The 16,039-nt window shown below is 61.5% G+C and carries 15 protein-coding genes and 1 tRNA gene; 5 read left to right on the top strand and 11 right to left on the bottom strand.

The window, feature by feature from the left end; translation table 11 throughout:
• Window positions 1-218 precede the first annotated feature (218 nt).
• Genes glp through AAFO90_RS13205 form a run of 6 tightly spaced genes read right to left on the bottom strand, consistent with a single transcriptional unit; the run spans window position 219 to window position 4,945 of the window.
• A complete protein-coding gene (glp, locus tag AAFO90_RS13230; protein ID WP_347509690.1) occupies window positions 219-1,397 on the bottom strand; it encodes a gephyrin-like molybdotransferase Glp in 1,179 nt (392 codons plus the stop codon).
• Window positions 1,398-1,868 (bottom strand): cyclic pyranopterin monophosphate synthase MoaC, encoded by a 471-nt coding sequence (moaC, locus tag AAFO90_RS13225; protein WP_065270156.1) that lies wholly within the window; start codon window positions 1,866-1,868, stop codon window positions 1,398-1,400. It lies immediately after the preceding gene.
• A complete protein-coding gene (gene trpC, locus AAFO90_RS13220; RefSeq protein ID WP_347509689.1) occupies window positions 1,868-2,680 on the bottom strand; it encodes an indole-3-glycerol phosphate synthase TrpC in 813 nt (270 codons plus the stop codon). Before trpC ends, moaC begins: the two co-directional genes overlap by 1 nt.
• A 14-nt stretch (window positions 2,681-2,694) precedes the next feature.
• Complete coding sequence (locus AAFO90_RS13215; protein WP_274832166.1) at window positions 2,695-3,345, bottom strand: uracil-DNA glycosylase; 651 nt, start codon at window positions 3,343-3,345, stop codon at window positions 2,695-2,697.
• Window positions 3,345-4,367, bottom strand: coding sequence for an anthranilate phosphoribosyltransferase (trpD, locus tag AAFO90_RS13210; protein ID WP_347509688.1), 1,023 nt, complete (start codon window positions 4,365-4,367; stop codon window positions 3,345-3,347). The genes AAFO90_RS13215 and trpD overlap by 1 nt, the downstream gene beginning before the upstream one ends.
• Window positions 4,364-4,945: an aminodeoxychorismate/anthranilate synthase component II gene (locus AAFO90_RS13205; protein ID WP_347509687.1), complete on the bottom strand. Its 582-nt coding sequence runs from the start codon at window positions 4,943-4,945 to the stop codon at window positions 4,364-4,366. Before AAFO90_RS13205 ends, trpD begins: the two co-directional genes overlap by 4 nt.
• A gap of 194 nt (window positions 4,946-5,139) precedes the next feature.
• Between AAFO90_RS13205 and AAFO90_RS13200 the strand changes: the two genes are divergently transcribed.
• Window positions 5,140-6,696 carry a divergent polysaccharide deacetylase family protein gene (locus AAFO90_RS13200; RefSeq protein WP_347509686.1) on the top strand — a complete coding sequence of 519 codons (1,557 nt, stop codon included), beginning with the start codon at window positions 5,140-5,142 and terminating at the stop codon, window positions 6,694-6,696.
• An 82-nt stretch (window positions 6,697-6,778) separates the two neighbouring features.
• On the opposite strand, the gene trpE is transcribed toward AAFO90_RS13200, so the two are convergent.
• The 5 genes from trpE to fabI all read right to left on the bottom strand — a co-directional run bounded on the left by trpE (window position 6,779) and on the right by fabI (window position 13,133).
• A complete protein-coding gene (trpE, locus tag AAFO90_RS13195) occupies window positions 6,779-8,290 on the bottom strand; it encodes an anthranilate synthase component I (RefSeq protein WP_065270161.1) in 1,512 nt (503 codons plus the stop codon).
• Window positions 8,291-8,320: 30 nt separating this feature from the next.
• Window positions 8,321-10,165, bottom strand: coding sequence for a SurA N-terminal domain-containing protein (locus AAFO90_RS13190; protein WP_347509685.1), 1,845 nt, complete (start codon window positions 10,163-10,165; stop codon window positions 8,321-8,323).
• A 156-nt stretch (window positions 10,166-10,321) separates the two neighbouring features.
• Window positions 10,322-11,497, bottom strand: coding sequence for an aminotransferase (locus AAFO90_RS13185; protein ID WP_347509684.1), 1,176 nt, complete (start codon window positions 11,495-11,497; stop codon window positions 10,322-10,324).
• A gap of 169 nt (window positions 11,498-11,666) precedes the next feature.
• Window positions 11,667-12,170 carry a xanthine phosphoribosyltransferase gene (gene gpt / locus AAFO90_RS13180; protein WP_347509683.1) on the bottom strand — a complete coding sequence of 168 codons (504 nt, stop codon included), beginning with the start codon at window positions 12,168-12,170 and terminating at the stop codon, window positions 11,667-11,669.
• Between the two features lie 159 nt (window positions 12,171-12,329).
• The gene (gene fabI, locus AAFO90_RS13175; RefSeq protein WP_065270165.1) at window positions 12,330-13,133 is read right to left on the bottom strand and encodes an enoyl-ACP reductase FabI; all 804 of its coding nucleotides are present in this window, start codon (window positions 13,131-13,133) and stop codon (window positions 12,330-12,332) included.
• Window positions 13,134-13,355: 222 nt separating this feature from the next.
• Between fabI and pdxH the strand changes: the two genes are divergently transcribed.
• From pdxH to AAFO90_RS13155, 4 genes are all read left to right on the top strand, one after another.
• Entirely contained in the window at window positions 13,356-13,961 is a 606-nt protein-coding gene (pdxH, locus tag AAFO90_RS13170; protein WP_347509682.1) for a pyridoxamine 5'-phosphate oxidase, read from the top strand.
• A gap of 118 nt (window positions 13,962-14,079) precedes the next feature.
• A complete protein-coding gene (locus tag AAFO90_RS13165) occupies window positions 14,080-14,625 on the top strand; it encodes a cold shock domain-containing protein (protein WP_065270167.1) in 546 nt (181 codons plus the stop codon).
• 49 nt (window positions 14,626-14,674) lie between these two features.
• On the top strand, window positions 14,675-15,118 hold the full coding sequence (locus AAFO90_RS13160; RefSeq protein ID WP_274832261.1) for a DUF192 domain-containing protein: 444 nt from the start codon (window positions 14,675-14,677) through the stop codon (window positions 15,116-15,118).
• Between the two features lie 43 nt (window positions 15,119-15,161).
• Window positions 15,162-15,238 (top strand) — tRNA-Pro (locus tag AAFO90_RS13155).
• Window positions 15,239-16,039: the final 801 nt, after the last annotated feature.

The raw sequence follows: 16,039 nt of genomic DNA, 5'->3' as shown, positions 1-16,039 counted from the left end.
CTGCGCCCTATGACGCTTTGCCATGTTTCCCTTTGTTCTAGTCATGTTCTCGTTTTGTGTCAACGGACCCCATGCGAATTTCCCGGTGGCGTTGTGGCGACGCACCGAACGGCCGGGGTATCACAGGGGGCAAGGGGCGTGTGGCGCGCGGGCATACCGCAAGAGCGGTCAACCTGAGAGACGGTTGGGATACGGCAGCCGTCCCGGCGCCGGAAACATCAGATCAAGCGCAGATAGGACATTGTTTCGCCGATCTCCCGGGGCGGATCATGCGGCGGGCGGATCAACAGGGCGTCGGCCTCTGCCAGTACCGTCAGCAGCGCACTGTCCTGCCGCTCGAACGCGCGGATCTGCCCGTCCTCCGTCAGGGTGGCGCGCATGTAATGCTCTCTCGGACCGTTCTGTCCCAGCGGTGCTGCCAGCGGCGCGGAGAGAATAACCTCTTGTAAGGGCGGCAGCCCCAGCATAGCCCGCACCATTGGTGCCAGGAAGATATGGCCGCAGACCATGGCCGACACTGGATTACCTGGCAGTCCGGCCATGGCAGAGGTGCCAAGGCGGCCAGCCATCAGCGGTTTGCCGGGGCGCATCGCCACCTTGTAGAAACTCCGCTCCATGCCAAGGTCGGCGGCAACCTCGCCAACCAGATCATGATCGCCAACCGAGGCGCCACCAATGGTGACGATCAGATCAGCGCCCTCGGCCAGCGAAAAGGCGGTGCGCAGAGAGCTGTGGGTGTCCCGCGCGATGGGCAGGATCCGGACCTGTGCGCCCAGACCCTCCAGCATTGCCTTCAATCCAAATGTGTTGGAGGCGATGATTTGATCCGGTCCAGGAGTGCTGCCGGGCATGACCAATTCATCCCCGGTGGAGATCAGGGCGATGTCGGGTTTGCGGGCAACGGGGACCTCGGCAATATTCATCGCAGCGAGGAGGGCGATGTCAGATGGTGTTAGCAGCCGCGGCGCCGAGATGGTCTGGCCGTTTTTGAAATCACCACCGCGCGGGCGAACGTTGGGATTGTCGCCGGGTGCGTCGGTGATGGTGATCAGGGTACCTTTTGCGGTGACGTCTTCCTGAATGACGACGAAATCGGCTCCGTCGGGGATCGGTGCGCCGGTGAAGATACGCACCGCTTGACCCGCGCCGACGGTGCCGTCAAATCCGTGGCCGGCGGCGGCTTCGCCGATCACCTTGAACATGGCGTGAAGTTCGACCTCGGCAGATTTTACCGTGTACCCGTCCATCGCCGATGCGGCAAAGGGCGGTTGATCCCGGCGGGCGGCGACGTCGTCGGCCAGAACCCGGCCCGCAGCCTCAGCGAGAGGGACCAGTTCGGTTCCAAGCGGGGAAACCAGCTCCAGAAGATGCGCGCGTGCCTCGCTGACTGAGATCATTTAAGCCTCGTACCGTCCTGATTTTCCGCCATCTTTTAGCGTAACGCGGATGCCACCGATTTCCATCGCCTTGTCCACGGCCTTGGCCATGTCATAGACGGTGAGCGCCGCAGTCGACACCGCGGTCAGGGCTTCCATCTCGACCCCGGTCTGGCCGGTGGTCTTGACGGTGCCTTCGATGCGCACGCCCGGAAGATCGGGGTCCAGGGTCAGCTCAACCGCGACCTTGGTCACCGGCAGCGGATGGCAGAGCGGGATCAGCTCTGGCGTTTTCTTGGCGCCCATGATCCCGGCCAGCCGGGCCACGCTCAGCACATCGCCCTTTTTTGCGCGGCCTTCGGAAATAATATCAAAGGTTTCCCGGGCCATGGTGATGTGGCCTTCGGCGGTGGCGATACGCGCGGTCACTGCCTTGTCCGAGACATCGACCATATGGGCGTCGCCCTTGCCGTCAAAATGCGTCAGCGGCATCACATCGCTCCCGGTGTCAGGGGATTGGCGAGCAGGTGGCGGGTTGCGGAGGCCACGTCCTCCTGACGCATCAGGGATTCCCCGATCAGGAAGCTGCGGGCGCCATAGCGGGCCATGTCCGACAGATCCTGCGGCGTGAACAAGCCGCTTTCGCAGACGATGGTGCGATCTGCCGGAACCATGCGCGACAGTTCCCGCGTGGTGTCCAGAGTGGTCTCGAAGGTCTTGAGATTTCGGTTGTTTATTCCCATCAGGGGCGACTTCAGCGCGCAGGCGCGTTCCAGTTCCTCGGCATCATGCACCTCCAGAAGAACATCCATGCCCCATTCGGTGGCGCAGTCTTCCAGCTCGGCTGCTTGCGTGTCACTGACAGAGGCGAGAATGATGAGGATACAATCGGCGCCCAGTGCACGCGCCTCGGCCACCTGATAGGTATCATACATGAAATCCTTGCGCAGCGCGGGCAGGCTGCAGGCATCACGTGCCTCGGTCAAAAAGGATTTGGCGCCCTGAAAGCTGGGCGTATCGGTCAGCACGGACAGGCAGGTGGCGCCACCCTGTTCATAAGCCTCTGCCAGCGCTACGGGGTCGAAATCCTCGCGGATCAATCCTTTGGAGGGGCTGGCTTTCTTGATTTCCGCGATCAGGCCGTAGCCTTCGCGGCTGGCCCCGAGCAGCGCATTTGCAAACCCGCGCACCGGAGACGCGTTGCGAGCCATGGCCTCAACCTCGGTTAGCGGAACGGCGGCCTTGTCGGCGGCGACTTCCTCCAGCTTGTAGGCCTTGATCTTGTCGAGCACGTTTTCTGTCATCGCGTTGCCTCCAGTCAGCTGGCCCAGTCGATGGGCGCTTCGCCGCGCGCGCGCAGCCATGTGTTTATTGCCGAAAACGGCCGGGACCCGAAAAAGCCGCGCCGCGCCGAAAGCGGCGAGGGATGCGGGGTCTTCAGGATCAGGTGATCGCCCGGATTCAGGTGTTTTTCAAGCCTTTGTGCCTGTTTTCCCCAAAACACATAGGCCGTGGGGCGCTGCGATGTGCGCTGCAGCACCTCTTCGATCAGGGATAGCCATCCCAGATCCTTGTGCCCGTTCGCGTCCCCCGCCGGTACGCTGAGCGCGGTATTGAGAAGCAGCACCCCTTGCCGCGCCCAGCTGCGCAGGTCGCCCGTGGTGGGCACTGCACCAATATCGCTCTGCAACTCCTTGAAAATATTGCCAAGTGATCGGGGCAGGGGCGCAACGTCCGGTTCCACTGAAAAGGCCAGCCCATGGGCATGGCCGGGGGTTGGATAGGGATCTTGTCCCAATATAACGACACGGGTGTCTGCAGGCTGGGTCAGCTCCAGCGCAGCAAAACGCTGCGCCGCAGGGGGCAGAACCGGCTGCGTCTCTGCCGCCAGCGCAGCCTCTATTGTGGGCCAGTCACGCTGAAAAAACGGCAGGTCGGACCAGGCGCCAAGACCACCAGGCAAGGGCATCAGTTGCCCCCGGATGTGATCCGCGCGACGGTTGCGATTTTGTCCCGTGCGGCGCCGCTGTCAATGCTGTGGGCCGCCTTGGCGACGCCTTCGCGCAGGTCTTCGGCGTCTCCGGCGACCACCAGCGCGGCGGCGCTGTTGAGCAGGACGGCATCGCGATAGGCCGAAGGCTGCCCGTCCAGCAGCGCCCGGAAGGCAATCGCGTTCTCTTCCGGCGTGCCCCCGATGATATCCTCGAACGGATGGACCGGCAGGCCCGCGTCCTCGGGGTGCAGTTCCACATCGCGGATGCTGCCGTCTTCTTCCAGCGCGGAGACCCAGCTAACGCCGGTTATGGTCAGCTCATCGGTGCCATCCGAGCCATGCACCAGCCAGGCCCGTTCAGAGCCAAGCTGCCCAAGTGTTTCCGCCATGGGACGGATCAGATCGCGGGAGAAAGCCCCGGTCAGCTGGCGTTTGACGCCCGCAGGGTTGGTGAGCGGGCCGAGGATGTTGAAGATCGTCCGGGTGCCAAGCTCCTGCCGGGTGGGCATGACATGGGCGATCGCAGGGTGGTGCATGGGGGCCATCATGAAGCCAATTCCGGCCTCTTTCAGTGATTTTTCGACCACTTCTGCGCCGACCATAACCTGAATGCCCATCTGCCCCAGCGCATCTGCCGCTCCGGATTTTGAGCTGAGGTTGCGGTTGCCGTGTTTGGCGACAACCGTGCCTGCACCAGCGACCACGAATGCGGTCGCGGTCGAGATATTGAGCGTGCCCTTGCCGTCCCCGCCAGTGCCGACGATGTCGATAGCGCCCTCGGGCGCCTTCACCGGATTGCATTTTGACCGCATCACGGCGGCGGCAGCCGCATATTCATCGACGGTTTCGCCGCGGGTACGCAGGGCCATCAGCAGCCCGCCCATCTGGCTGGGGGTCGCTTCGCCTTCGAACAGCAGCTTGAATGCCTGCTCCGCCTCGGCCCGGGTCAGCGGGCGGTCGGCTGCGGCGTCGATCAGCGGCTTCATCTGGTCGCTCATGCGGGCACCTTCATTTCATTCAGGAAGTTCTTCAGCAGGGTATGGCCGTGCTCGGAGGCAATCGATTCCGGGTGGAATTGCACCCCGTGGATCGGCAGTTCCCGATGTTGCAGCCCCATGATGGTGCCGTCTTCGAGCTCTGCTGTGATCTCAAGGCAGTCGGGCAGGCTGTCGCGATCCACCACCAACGAATGATAGCGCGTCGCCTGGAACGGAGAAGGCACCCCGGCAAAGACGCCTTTGCCCTGATGATGCACTGCGCCCATCTTGCCATGCACGATTTCGTGGCAGCGCACGACCTTGCCGCCAAAGGCCTGTCCGATGGTCTGGTGGCCAAGGCAGACGCCCAACAGCGGAATACCGGCCTCTGCCGCAGCAAGGGTCAGCGGCAGGCAGATCCCGGCCTGATCCGGATCGCAGGGGCCGGGGCTCAGCAGGATCCCGGCGGGGCGCAGGGCGAGTGCGGCCTCGACATCCAGCGCGTCGTTGCGGCGCACTTCCATCGTGGCGCCCAACTCGCCCAGATAATGCACAAGGTTGTAGGTAAAGGAATCGTAGTTGTCGATCAGCAGCAACATCTTGGCAGGCTCTTTTATGGGTGGCGGGCAGGGCTTGCGCCGCAGTATAGTTGTTGCGACATACATGTTCAGGCTTGCAAGGCAGCGTCAAGAGCGCGGCGCGTTTTTGAAGGCTCGGCGGAGCAGTGGCGACAGGGTGCCGCCCCGCTGGTCCTTATGGCCAGGCCGGACACAAGGATAAAGGGCGAGCGGGCATGCGTGGCTTTCTGGGAGGCGTGAGTATCGGAGCTTTGGTGGCGGTGTGCGGCGCTGCCATGTGGTCGTTGTCGACCCCGCTGCCGCGGCAGGTCGACGTCAGCGCCACGGGACCGGAAAAGGCCACTTTGCCTCAATCGGGCGCGCTGGCGCCCATAGAGACGCCGCAACCCGATGCCGATCTGGTCGAGGCCGCGCCGGTAGCACCTGAAACGGTGCCTGCGGATGACCTCAATGACCTGACCTCTCTGGATACCGAACCGGCTGCCCGTCCCGAAGTCGGACCCGCGGGCGATGTGCGCGGCTCTGGCGATGCCGATCTGCCGGATGTGCCAGAGGCCCCGTCCGAGGCGGAAACAGCGGCTGGCGGCGCTGAGCCTGCAATGTTGCCCGAAACAGCAGAGAGCGACGACGGTGTCGAGGTGTCCGTGACCCCGGCGCCGACACCCGAGGCGCCGGACACCACGGCAGAGGTGGGGCAGAGCCCGACCGACAGCCCGGCGCCTGGCACCGCGCCTGAAATGACGGCGCCGCAGGGCGCGCCCGAGACGGTTCAGCTGGAGCAAGCCGCTGCGGTGCCGGTGCCGCAATTGGGCAGCGCCCCGGATCCGACCGCGCCTCCGGTAATTGCCTTCTCCACCCCCGAACCCGCGCCTGAGCAGCCTGAGGTCGTCGAGGCGGAGCCGGAAGAAGACATGCCGCCCGCCGAGGAGGCCGAGACGGAGGATGCGCCGGAAAATGGTCGGATCGCCTCGCTGCCAACCGCAGACGGAAGCCGCGCGTCGCAATCGCCGCAGATCGGAACCCGCGTGGTGCCGCTAACCGAACGCGACAGCGAAGAGACCGCTGCGGCGGGCGTCGATACCACGCAGCAGCCGTTTGATGCCTATTCCGAACCCTTCGCTGGCAGCGACGGGCGGCCCTTGATGTCGATTGTCCTCATCGATGATGAAACATCCGTTGGCGCTGAGGCGCTGGTCGATTTCCCCTATCCGCTGAGCTTCGCTATCGATCCCGAAGATCCTAGGGCAACTGAGAAAATGGCCGCGCGCCGGGCGGCGGGCTTTGAGGTGCTGATCCTGTCGGATCTGCCGCGCGAAGCCATGCCGCAGGACGCGGAGACTGCGATGGAGGTCTGGCTGGACCGGGTGCCGCAGGCGCTGGGAATTCTGGAAGGCGTCGAGACTGGCGTGCAGGGCAACAGGCCGCTGGCGGATCAGGTGTCTGACGTGGCGCGGACCGGGGGATACGGGCTGGTGCTGCAGAACAGCGGCCTTAATACCGTGCAGAAACTGGCGCTGCGCGACGGCGTGCCGTCCGGCGTGGTGTTCCGGGATTTCGATGGCGCCGGTCAGAACCCGCGTGCCATTCGCCGCTTTTTGGATCAGGCGGCCTTCCGGGCCGGTCAGGAAGGCGCAGTGATCATGCTGGGGCGGTTGCAGCCAGATACGATTTCAGCACTGTTGCTGTGGGGGCTGCAGGACCGGGCCAGCCGGGTGGCGCTGGCGCCGGTTTCGGCCAGTCTGCGCGCCAATCTGGCTGTAACGGCAGAATAACCCGTAATAGACACGCACGGGGCAGAGCCCGGGGGCACGGGGTCGCTTATGCTTGCCCGCGCCCCGGAGCGCTTTGATGTTATCAGCTGTTGCGGCTGCCGGTAAAACGCGCGGCATCCGCAGCAGCGCGGCGGATCGCGTTCGATTTATGCACGGTTTCCTGATACTCGGCCTCGGGGTCGCTGTCATAGACCACACCGCCACCGGCCTGAATATAGAGCGTCTGATCTTGCACGATGGCCGTGCGCAGGGCGATACACATATCCATGTCGCCCCCGGCCGAGAAATAGCCGACACCGCCGCCGTATACGCCTCGTTTTTCTGGCTCCAACTCGTCGATGATTTCCATCGCGCGGACCTTTGGCGCGCCGGACACCGTGCCCGCAGGCATGCCCGCAAAAAACGCATCCAGAGCGTCCTTGTCCTCGTCCAGCTCACCCACCACGTTCGATACGATATGCATCACGTGGCTGTAGCGTTCGATGATGAACTTTTCCGTCGGGCGCACAGTGCCGATCTTTGACACGCGGCCCGTATCGTTGCGGCCCAGATCCAGCAGCATTAGGTGTTCTGCCAGCTCTTTCTTGTCGGCCAGAAGATCGGCCTCCAGCGCCTTGTCCTCTTCCGGTGTTGCGCCGCGCGGGCGGGTGCCTGCGATGGGGCGGATGGTGACCTCTTTGCCAAAGACACGGACCAGAATTTCGGGGCTGGCGCCAATCACCTGAAAGCCACCGAAGTTAAAATAGAACATGAAGGGCGATGGGTTGGTGCGCCGCAAAGAGCGGTAAAGCGAGAACGGCGGCAGCGGGAAGTCCTGCTTCCAGCGCTGCGCCGGAACCACCTGAAAAATGTCGCCCGCCCGGATGTATTCCTTGGCCTTTTCCACCGCTTCCATATAGCCGGATTTGCTGAAGTTGCTGACCGGCGGGGCCACCTCGTGCGCATCGCCAAGATCGCGGGTTTCGGCGGGCATGGCGCGCTCCAGATCGCGCACCGCGTCCATCACCCGTTCGGCGGCCTGCGCATAGGCGGCCTTGGCCGATTTCCCATCTCCGGTCCAGGCCGGGGAGACCACGGTCACCTCGCCTTTGACGCCATCCAGAACCGCGACCACCGAAGGGCGCATCATGACCGCGTCGGGCAGGCCAAGGGGGTCGGGATTGACGTCCGGGAGATGTTCGATCAGCCGGACCATGTCATAGCCAAGATAGCCGAACAGCCCGGCTGCGGCCTGCGGCAGGTCGTCGGGCAGGTCGATGCGGCTTTCGGCGAGAAGCGCGCGCAGGTTGTCCAGCGGCGCACCCGGCTGCGCTTCGAAACCCTCGGGATCAAAGCGGGCCGAGCGGTTGATTTCGGATGTCGTGCCGCGGCAGCGCCAGACCAGATCGGGTTTCATGCCGATGATCGAGTAACGGCCGCGCACCTCGCCACCGGTCACCGATTCCAGCATGAAGGCGTCCTTCTGGGCGCCCGTCAGCTTGAGCATCAGCGACACGGGCGTGTCGAGGTCAGCCGCCAGCCGGGTATAGACCAGCTGGTTCTCTCCCGCCTCATAGGCGGCGGCGAAAGTGTCGAAATCCGGGGTCAGAGCCATCGTCAGGTGCCTTGATTGATCTATGCGCGCTTATTGGAAATTGGCCTGAACCGCGTTCAGGGCCTGCTGGTCAACACGCGGTGCGGCGCGCAGCTGTGCGTCCTGCGCGAAGGCTTCGAACAGCGCCTGCGACAATGCCTGATCCAGCTGGGTCTGCATCGCGTTGGCCAGCATCTGCATTTCCTCGCTGGTGTCCTCGGCAGGCAGAACCTCGTCCAGGCGCAGCACCACGGTGGAGCCTTCACCGGACACGGTGCGCAGCTCGCCCGGGTTCATTTCGAAGACCTCGATCATCATCTCGACCGGGGTGGTGTCGATATAGGCGGTGCGGGTTTGCGCCGTCTCGGTCTGCACGTCGTAGCCTTCGGGGAAGGCTCCGTCTGCCTCGGTCTGTTTCAGCAGATCCTGTGCCAGGTTGTTTACGGCCTCTGCTGTCCGGTTTTCGTTCCAGGCGGCAAGTACCTTGTCCCGAGCGTCTTCGAAGGGCTCGGGGCGCGGGGGCAGGACTTCGTCGAGCCGCAGGGCAAAGAGGCTACCATCCTCAAGGAAGGCGACCGAGGGGAAATCATCAACCGTCACGGCCTCTGCGGCCTCGCGGAATCCGTCATATGCGGCGATGCCTTCGGCGTTGAGCCCGGTCCAGCCGAGGGTGCCAATCTGCATGTCTGTCTGATCCGGCAGTTCTTCCAGCGTGACGCCACCAGCGAGCATGTCCTCGATGGATTCGGCTTGCTGCTCAATCACTCGGCGGGCGCGGTCTGCGGCCAATTCGGCGCGCAGCTCGGCTTCGGCCTCTTCAAAGCTGGTTTCGCGGGCTTCGAGGCGGCCGTTCACCCGGTAGAGTGCTGGGCCAAGATCCGATGGCAGCGGGCCAACAACATCGCCGACCTCTGCAGCAAATACTTCAGCGCCTGCATCCGAGAGGTCAGCTTCGGTCACATCGCCCATATCCACGTCCGACAGGGCCAGACCGCGATCCTGCACCAGGACCTCAAAAGTCGTGCCGCTCACGTCAAGCTGCGCCTTGGCGCTTGCGGCGCTGTCATTGTCCGCAAAGACAAGGCGTTCCACCAGACGGCGTTCCGGGATCAGGTATTGATCGGCGCGATCTTCATAGAGGCCACGCAGCGCCTCCTGATCGACCTCAACGGTGTCAAGCAGCATGTCGGGGCTGAGATGCGCGTAGGTCAGGGATTTGGTTTCCGGCAGGGTGAAATCCGCGATATTGTCGTCATAGAAGGCACGCAGCGCAGTGTCATCGGGCATCTCCTGCGTCAGGAGCACATCGTCGGATGACAGTTGCACGTAGGAAAAGCTGCGGCGCTCGCCGATATAGGACACCAGCGTGTCACTCATCACTTCGGGCATCTTGGTGCCGGACATGATGGCGCCCTGGACCAGCGTGCGTGAGGCCTCGCGGCGAAGATCGTCTTCGAACTCGGCTTCGGTGAAACCGGCGTTGTCGAGGGTAAAGCGGTAGGTCTCGCGGTCGAACTGGCCGCTGGAGTCCTGGAACGAGGAGACCTTGGTCAGTTCGGACAGCAGGTTTTCATCCCCGATGGAGATGCCCAGCTTGCTGACCTCATTGTCAATGGCGGCGAGGGCGATCAGCCGCCCGAGCACAACCTGATCCAAACCCATTGCGGTCAGCTGCGACATCGGCATTGCCTGACCGGTCTGGGCCTGCATGGCGCGTTGTTCGCGCTGCAACTCGCGCACATAGGCGTCGACGGTGACTTCTTCGTCGCCCACCAAAGCAACCGCGCTCATCGAGCCGGTGAAATTGACCGCACCAAAACCGGCAAGGCCGACGATCAGCATCCCCATCAGGATCCAAACAAAGGTTCTGGAAAGATTTTTCATGCCTGCGGCCATTGTGCCCTCATTCGTACCTGTTGCCCGCTCCCTTTGCGCCGGATGGGCGCTGCGGGCAGGGTGCCTGTGTCATAATCGTGTTCTGCATACGCTGCCGCCCGTACAGGAGCAAGATCTTGTGCCGGGCTTGTTGGTTTCGGGTGTCGCAGCGTAGCGTTAGGGGTGAAACGCGCAAAGCCGGTCGAACAGGGAGACGATCCCGGCCCGGTCGACATTGGCAAAGGCGATGCGGAATTGCTTGCTGCCTGCCGGATCGCCTTCGGGCATGAACATCGTGCCCGGCAGCATCAGGACCGACGCGTCCTGCACCAGCTTTTTGGCCAGCTCGGACGAGGCTTCCTCGAAGGGGTGTTCCACATAGGCGAAATAGGCACCGCAGCCCAACAGATTCCATCCCTTCTCGGCAAGGCGGGGGAATTCCTCTTCGATCGCCGCCTTGCGGTCCAAAATCTCCAACCGTTCCCCCGCGAGCCAGGACTGGAGGTTTTCAAGTCCCCAAAGCGCTCCGATCTGTCCAAGCTGTGCAGGGCAGATCGTTATCGTATCGAGAAACTTCTCCATTTCGAACAATTTCTCTTCAGAACTCGCGATCGCTCCAACCCGGTGACCGGTCAGCCGATAGGCCTTGGAGAAGGAGTACAGATGGATCAGCGTCTCGTCCCAGTTCGGCGTCTGGAACAGGTCGTGCGGCGCCCCTTCGCGGCTGTCAAAGTCGCGGTAGGTTTCATCCAGAATCAGTGCCAGCCCATGTTTGCGGGCCAGATCAAAGAAGGCCTGCACGAGGCCCGAGGGGTATTCGGCGCCAGTGGGATTGTTGGGGGTGACAAGCGTGATGGCCCGCGTCTTGGGTGTGATCAACTGGGCCGCGGCCTGCGGATCCGGCATCATATCAGCACCTACCGGCAGCGGAACCGCTGTGACACCTGCCATATCGAGGCACATTTTGTGATTGAAATACCAAGGCACCGGGATGATCACCTCGTCCCCTTCGCCGCAAAGGGCGGCGATGGCAGCGGCAAAGGCCTGATTGCAGCCAGAGGTAATACCGACCTGCGCTGCGCCAACGGTGCCGTTATAATGCTCCGAGATCTGTGCCGCCAGTGCTGCACGCAGCTCGCTGCGGCCCAAAACGGCGCCATATAGATGCGCGTCGGTTTCATTCAGGGCCGCATCGGCGATGGCCTGCCGCAAGCCCGTGGGCGGCGGATCTGCCGGGGCGGCCTGACTGACGTTGATCAGGGGGCGCGACGGCGGAAAAGTAACCCCTTCGGTCCAGCGCCGGGACTCGACGATCGGAGAACAAAAGGTCGCTTCGGTGCGGGAGATATGCATGCAGTCTATCCTGTTGTCGCAAGGCCCTGCCTGGGCAGGCGTATTCGGGCCTTATCTGTGGCACGCCCTCGCGGCAGGCTCAAGAAAAAGCGCGCCTCCAACGGGGGCGCGCATTTATGGTGTTTTGAAAATTGGCTGCGGTCCGTCCCGCGCACGGGGCGTGGCGGCGTCAGTCCTTGCCGCGATAGGGCTCGACGTATTGCAGCGCCATATCCCAGGGGAAGAAAATCCAGGTGTCCTGGCTGACCTCGGTGATAAAGGTGTCCACCATCGGGCGGCCCTTGGGCTTTGCATAAACCGTGGCAAAATGCGCCTTGGGATACATCTGGCGCACAAGTTCAAGGGTTTTGCCGCTATCCACCAGATCATCGATGATCAGGATACCTTCGCCATCGCGCATCAGTTCGGCGTCCGGGGCCTTCAGAACCTCTGCCTCGCCCTGATCCTGATGGTGATAGGATTTTACCGAAATCGTGTCCACGGTGCGGATGTCCAGCTCCCGGCTGGCGATCATCGCGGGGGCCATGCCGCCACGGGTGATCGCGACCACGGCACGCCATGCGCCACCGTCAGGTCCCTGACCGTCCAGCCGCCAGGCCAGCGCGCGGCTGTCCCGGTGGATCTGATCCCAGCTGATGTGAAACCCTTTTTCGTGTGGCAGGCGGTCGGTCATCTTGCGGTTTGCTCCGGCGTTTGTAGCGTCTGAGGCGGTATCATGTGCCGGGCGGCAAGGCGGGCACGAAACCAGTTTTGTTCTGACGAATGTGTCGTTGATATATCGCCCGGCGCTCGGTTCATAATAAAAACGGCGGCACCGGGCGGGGCAGTGGCCCTATTTGGTGATGTCGGGTGCGTCCACGGCTTTCATGCCGACAACGTGGTAACCAGCATCCACGTGCAGGTTTTCCCCGGTCACGCCCGATCCGAGGTCCGACAAAAGATACAAGGCGGATTTACCGACGTCCTCGGTTGTAACATTTCGCCGCAGCGGCGAATTATATTCGTTCCATTTCATAATGTAGCGGAAGTCTCCAATTCCGCTGGCGGCCAGCGTTTTGATCGGACCGGCGGAAATCGCATTTACGCGAATACCGTCTTTACCCAGATCTTCGGCCAGATATTTGACCGATGCTTCGAGCGCGGCCTTGGCAACGCCCATCACATTGTAGTGAGGCATAACCTGCTCGGCACCGTAATATGTCAGGGTGAGCATCGAGCCGCCCTCGGACATCAGTTTCTCGGCGCGGCGGGCAACAGCCGTAAAGGAGTAGACCGAGATATCCATGGTCATCTGGAAATTGTCACGGCTGGTATCGACGTAGCGGCCGCGTAGTTCGTTTTTGTCAGAAAAACCAATGGCGTGCACGACAAAGTCCAGCTTGCCCCATTCTTTTTCGAGGCTCTCAAACAGGGCGTCGATCGAGGTTTCGTCGGATACATCGCAGGGCAGAACGATGGTGCTGTTCAGCTGTTCGGCGAGCGGGCCAACGCGCTTTTTCAGGGCTTCACCCTGGTAAGAAAAGGCAAGTTCGGCACCGGCATCGGCGCAGGCCTTGGCGATCCCCCATGCGATGGATTTGTCGTTGGCCAGGCCCATGATAAGGCCACGTTTGCCGGACAGCAGTTGACTGGGCATGCAGGTTCTCCGCCTGTAAAATATGAACTGAAGGACCTTTAATATGCTCGGGCCGCTGCATCAAGAGAGTACCGGTTGAGGCGCATTGTCAGTTTTGCGGCCAGTTTTGGATGTCGGCCTGCATGGCCGCACATATTTATACGCATAAATCCGCAGCCACCTTGGCTTGTATGCCCAACCAAGGCGGCATAGATTGGCGCACACAGTTAAGAAGAGGTTTCCATGTCAGAGCGGTCGGGATTATTTGCGGGGGATAACCCCTTTGAACTTGCGCGGGCATGGCTCACGGAGGCCGAAGAGACTGAACTCAATGATCCGAATGCGATTGCGCTGTCGACGGTGGATGCTGATGGCATGCCGAATGTCCGCATGGTGCTGCTCAAGGAAATCGAAGATGGCGCTTTTGTCTTCTTCACTAACTACGAAAGCGCCAAGGGGCAGGAGCTGGAGCAGTCCGGCAAGGCCGCCTTCGTGCTACATTGGAAGAGCCTGCGTCGCCAGATCCGTGTCCGTGGTCATGTGACACGCGAAGACGGTCCGCAGGCAGACGAGTATTACCACTCCCGGTCGCTGAAAAGCAGGCTCGGGGCGTGGGCTTCGCGGCAATCGCGCCCATTGCAGAGCCGTTCGGCCCTGATGGCAGAGGTTGCAAAAATCACGGCCACGAAAGGCCCGAACCCAGACCGGCCGCCATTCTGGGGCGGATTTCGCATCGTTCCGAGCGAAATTGAATTCTGGGCAGATGGGGCTTTCAGGCTGCATGACCGATTTGTCTGGCGCCGAAATACGCCGGATGACGAATGGAGTGTGGTGCGGCTAAACCCATAGTGGGTTAAGCATAAAATAGCATTTTCGTGATAATGGGGAATTTTTTTAACTTGAACTCATATGCGAAAATCGCGCATCAAGCATCGAGAAATCAAATACGACGCGGTGGACGAGATAAGTGGCAGACGATCAAAGCAGTCTCAGGCAAATCCAGGGCATAGTGAAGTGGTTTGACCCGACCAAAGGGTATGGCTTCGTTGTGTCCGACGAGGGTGGTCCCGACATCCTGTTGCACGTGAATGTCCTGCGTAACTTCGGGCAGAGCTCGGTGGCGGACGGGTCCAGCGTAACCGTTCTGACCCACGCGACGGAGCGCGGCGTTCAGGCTGTGGAGGTTGTCGCAATCGTGCCTCCGGCCCGGGATGACGCGCCGGTCCTCAGCGATTTTGTCGATATGGATATCGAGGAGCTGAAAACTCTTCCGTTGCGCCCGGCGCGTGTGAAGTGGTTCGACAAGGGCAAGGGCTTTGGCTTTGCCAACCTGTTCGGCTACGGAGATGACGTCTTCTTGCACGTCGAGGTGTTGCGCCAGTCGGGTCTTGCTGACCTCCAGCCGGGCGAGGCCATCGCGATGCGATCGATCAGCGGTCGGCGGGGCTGCATGGCGGTCGAGGTCCAGGCCTGGGAAGCGGCCATTTCCGAAACCGCATCCGAAGAAGAATAAGATCATGTCGGTGCGCGCCTCTGGAATTGTCCGCTGGGGTGCCGCCATAATGCTGTGCCTTGGTGCAGGTATTGCACAGGCACAGGAGACCTGCGCCCCGGATCGTGTCGATCTTCGCGGCGATTGGGGGCAGGCGTCCTTCTCTGTTGAGATTGCCGATACTGTCGACAGCCGTTCAATGGGGCTAATGCATCGGGAGGACCTGCCGCGCGGGGCGGGGATGCTGTTTGTTTACGAGCACCCCCAAAGGGCGGCTTTCTGGATGAAGAACACGCTGATCCCTCTTGATATCATTTTCCTCGATGAAACCGGCGTGGTGACGTCGGTGCATTCCAATGCCATTCCCCATGATCTGACCCCCATTCCAGGCGGCGACCGGGTGTTTGCGGTGCTGGAAATCAATGGTGGTTTGGCGCGCCGATATGGCATTGGGCCGGGCACCCAGATGCGGCACGAAGTTTTTTCTTCTAATGCGTCTGTTTGGCCCTGTTAGGGCTTTTCAAATCCGTTTCACACCGCTAGGAAAGCGCACGGTCCGGGGCGTGGCGCAGTCTGGTAGCGCACCTGTTTTGGGTACAGGGGGTCGTGAGTTCGAATCTCGCCGCCCCGACCACTTTCCACTTATAAAAATCCCAGCTCTGATCGGTTTGGCCCGGTCAGGGTGACGTCCTTTGGCGGTCAAGTCCAAGGCGGGCGTGCAAGCAGCCAGTCTCACTGAAAGGGCGATCAGGGGCCCAGGTCTCACTTAGATGTGATCGGGGCGATGGTTAGAATCGCGCAAAATGTGACCCCGAAATGTTTGTGGCTACCAAATCTTGTGTTAACCGATTATTAACCATGTGACGCGAACTGGCGCCACCTGCAGCTGGGTTTTGCCTAACTTGGCACAGGATTTCAGCAGATAGACTGTGCGCTTCGTGCAACGTGGCAGGTCGGCGCGAAAAGTCCGCTGTCATGTCTCGGAAGTGGACCGCGCGCCGGTGTTAGTGGAGTCGCCGAGGAAGTGGTGAAGGGGCCGTGAGTAAGGTATTTGCGGCAAACCATTAGTGTTTCGCAAAAAAATACGAGGCTGCCGAAGTGGTGTTGGCAGCTCGGTCAGCCCGCGGGTGCAGTTGGTGAATCGATGAAGCGAACCACGGGCGTTTCCGATTTCACCGGTCAACCAAAAAAATGGTATCTAAGTGGTAAATTTTGCGTTGACCCTCACGGCGTGATTACGCCAAATTGTGGGTGCCGGTTGCTTCGCCACTAAATCTTGTATGTTCTTTGGGCGCTGCAACAAGACTAAACACTAGTAGAGATTCCAAGGACCGGGGCCGGTGTAGGGCTCCCTGGCACGCTTCTGACAGCAGTTGCCGCCTGTTTTCTGTGTTTCTTCATGGCAAGGCTGCGCTGCGACGTGGCCAACAAAAAG

It is taken from the genome of Phaeobacter sp. CAU 1743 (assembly GCF_039839315.1).
Taxonomy (GTDB): domain Bacteria; phylum Pseudomonadota; class Alphaproteobacteria; order Rhodobacterales; family Rhodobacteraceae; genus Phycobacter; species Phycobacter gallaeciensis_A.
Note: the sequence above shows the minus strand (reverse complement) of the source record. Positions and strands in the feature narration are given on the sequence as shown.

Excerpts from the sequence above, each read along its gene's own strand:
- AAFO90_RS13190 (WP_347509685.1), bottom strand. The coding sequence starts at position 10,165 with ATGGCCGCAGGCATGAAAAATCTTTCCAGAACCTTTGTTTGGATCCTG.
- trpD (WP_347509688.1), bottom strand. The coding sequence starts at position 4,367 with ATGAGCGACCAGATGAAGCCGCTGATCGACGCCGCAGCCGACCGCCCG.
- fabI (WP_065270165.1), bottom strand. The coding sequence starts at position 13,133 with ATGCCCAGTCAACTGCTGTCCGGCAAACGTGGCCTTATCATGGGCCTG.
- trpE (WP_065270161.1), bottom strand. The coding sequence starts at position 8,290 with ATGGCTCTGACCCCGGATTTCGACACTTTCGCCGCCGCCTATGAGGCG.
- pdxH (WP_347509682.1), top strand. The coding sequence starts at position 13,356 with ATGTCAGAGCGGTCGGGATTATTTGCGGGGGATAACCCCTTTGAACTT.
- glp (WP_347509690.1), bottom strand. The coding sequence starts at position 1,397 with ATGATCTCAGTCAGCGAGGCACGCGCGCATCTTCTGGAGCTGGTTTCC.
- AAFO90_RS13185 (WP_347509684.1), bottom strand. The coding sequence starts at position 11,497 with ATGCATATCTCCCGCACCGAAGCGACCTTTTGTTCTCCGATCGTCGAG.
- moaC (WP_065270156.1), bottom strand. The coding sequence starts at position 1,868 with ATGCCGCTGACGCATTTTGACGGCAAGGGCGACGCCCATATGGTCGAT.
- trpC (WP_347509689.1), bottom strand. The coding sequence starts at position 2,680 with ATGACAGAAAACGTGCTCGACAAGATCAAGGCCTACAAGCTGGAGGAA.
- AAFO90_RS13160 (WP_274832261.1), top strand. The coding sequence starts at position 14,675 with ATGCTGTGCCTTGGTGCAGGTATTGCACAGGCACAGGAGACCTGCGCC.
- gpt (WP_347509683.1), bottom strand. The coding sequence starts at position 12,170 with ATGACCGACCGCCTGCCACACGAAAAAGGGTTTCACATCAGCTGGGAT.
- AAFO90_RS13200 (WP_347509686.1), top strand. The coding sequence starts at position 5,140 with ATGCGTGGCTTTCTGGGAGGCGTGAGTATCGGAGCTTTGGTGGCGGTG.
- AAFO90_RS13205 (WP_347509687.1), bottom strand. The coding sequence starts at position 4,945 with ATGTTGCTGCTGATCGACAACTACGATTCCTTTACCTACAACCTTGTG.
- AAFO90_RS13215 (WP_274832166.1), bottom strand. The coding sequence starts at position 3,345 with ATGCCCTTGCCTGGTGGTCTTGGCGCCTGGTCCGACCTGCCGTTTTTT.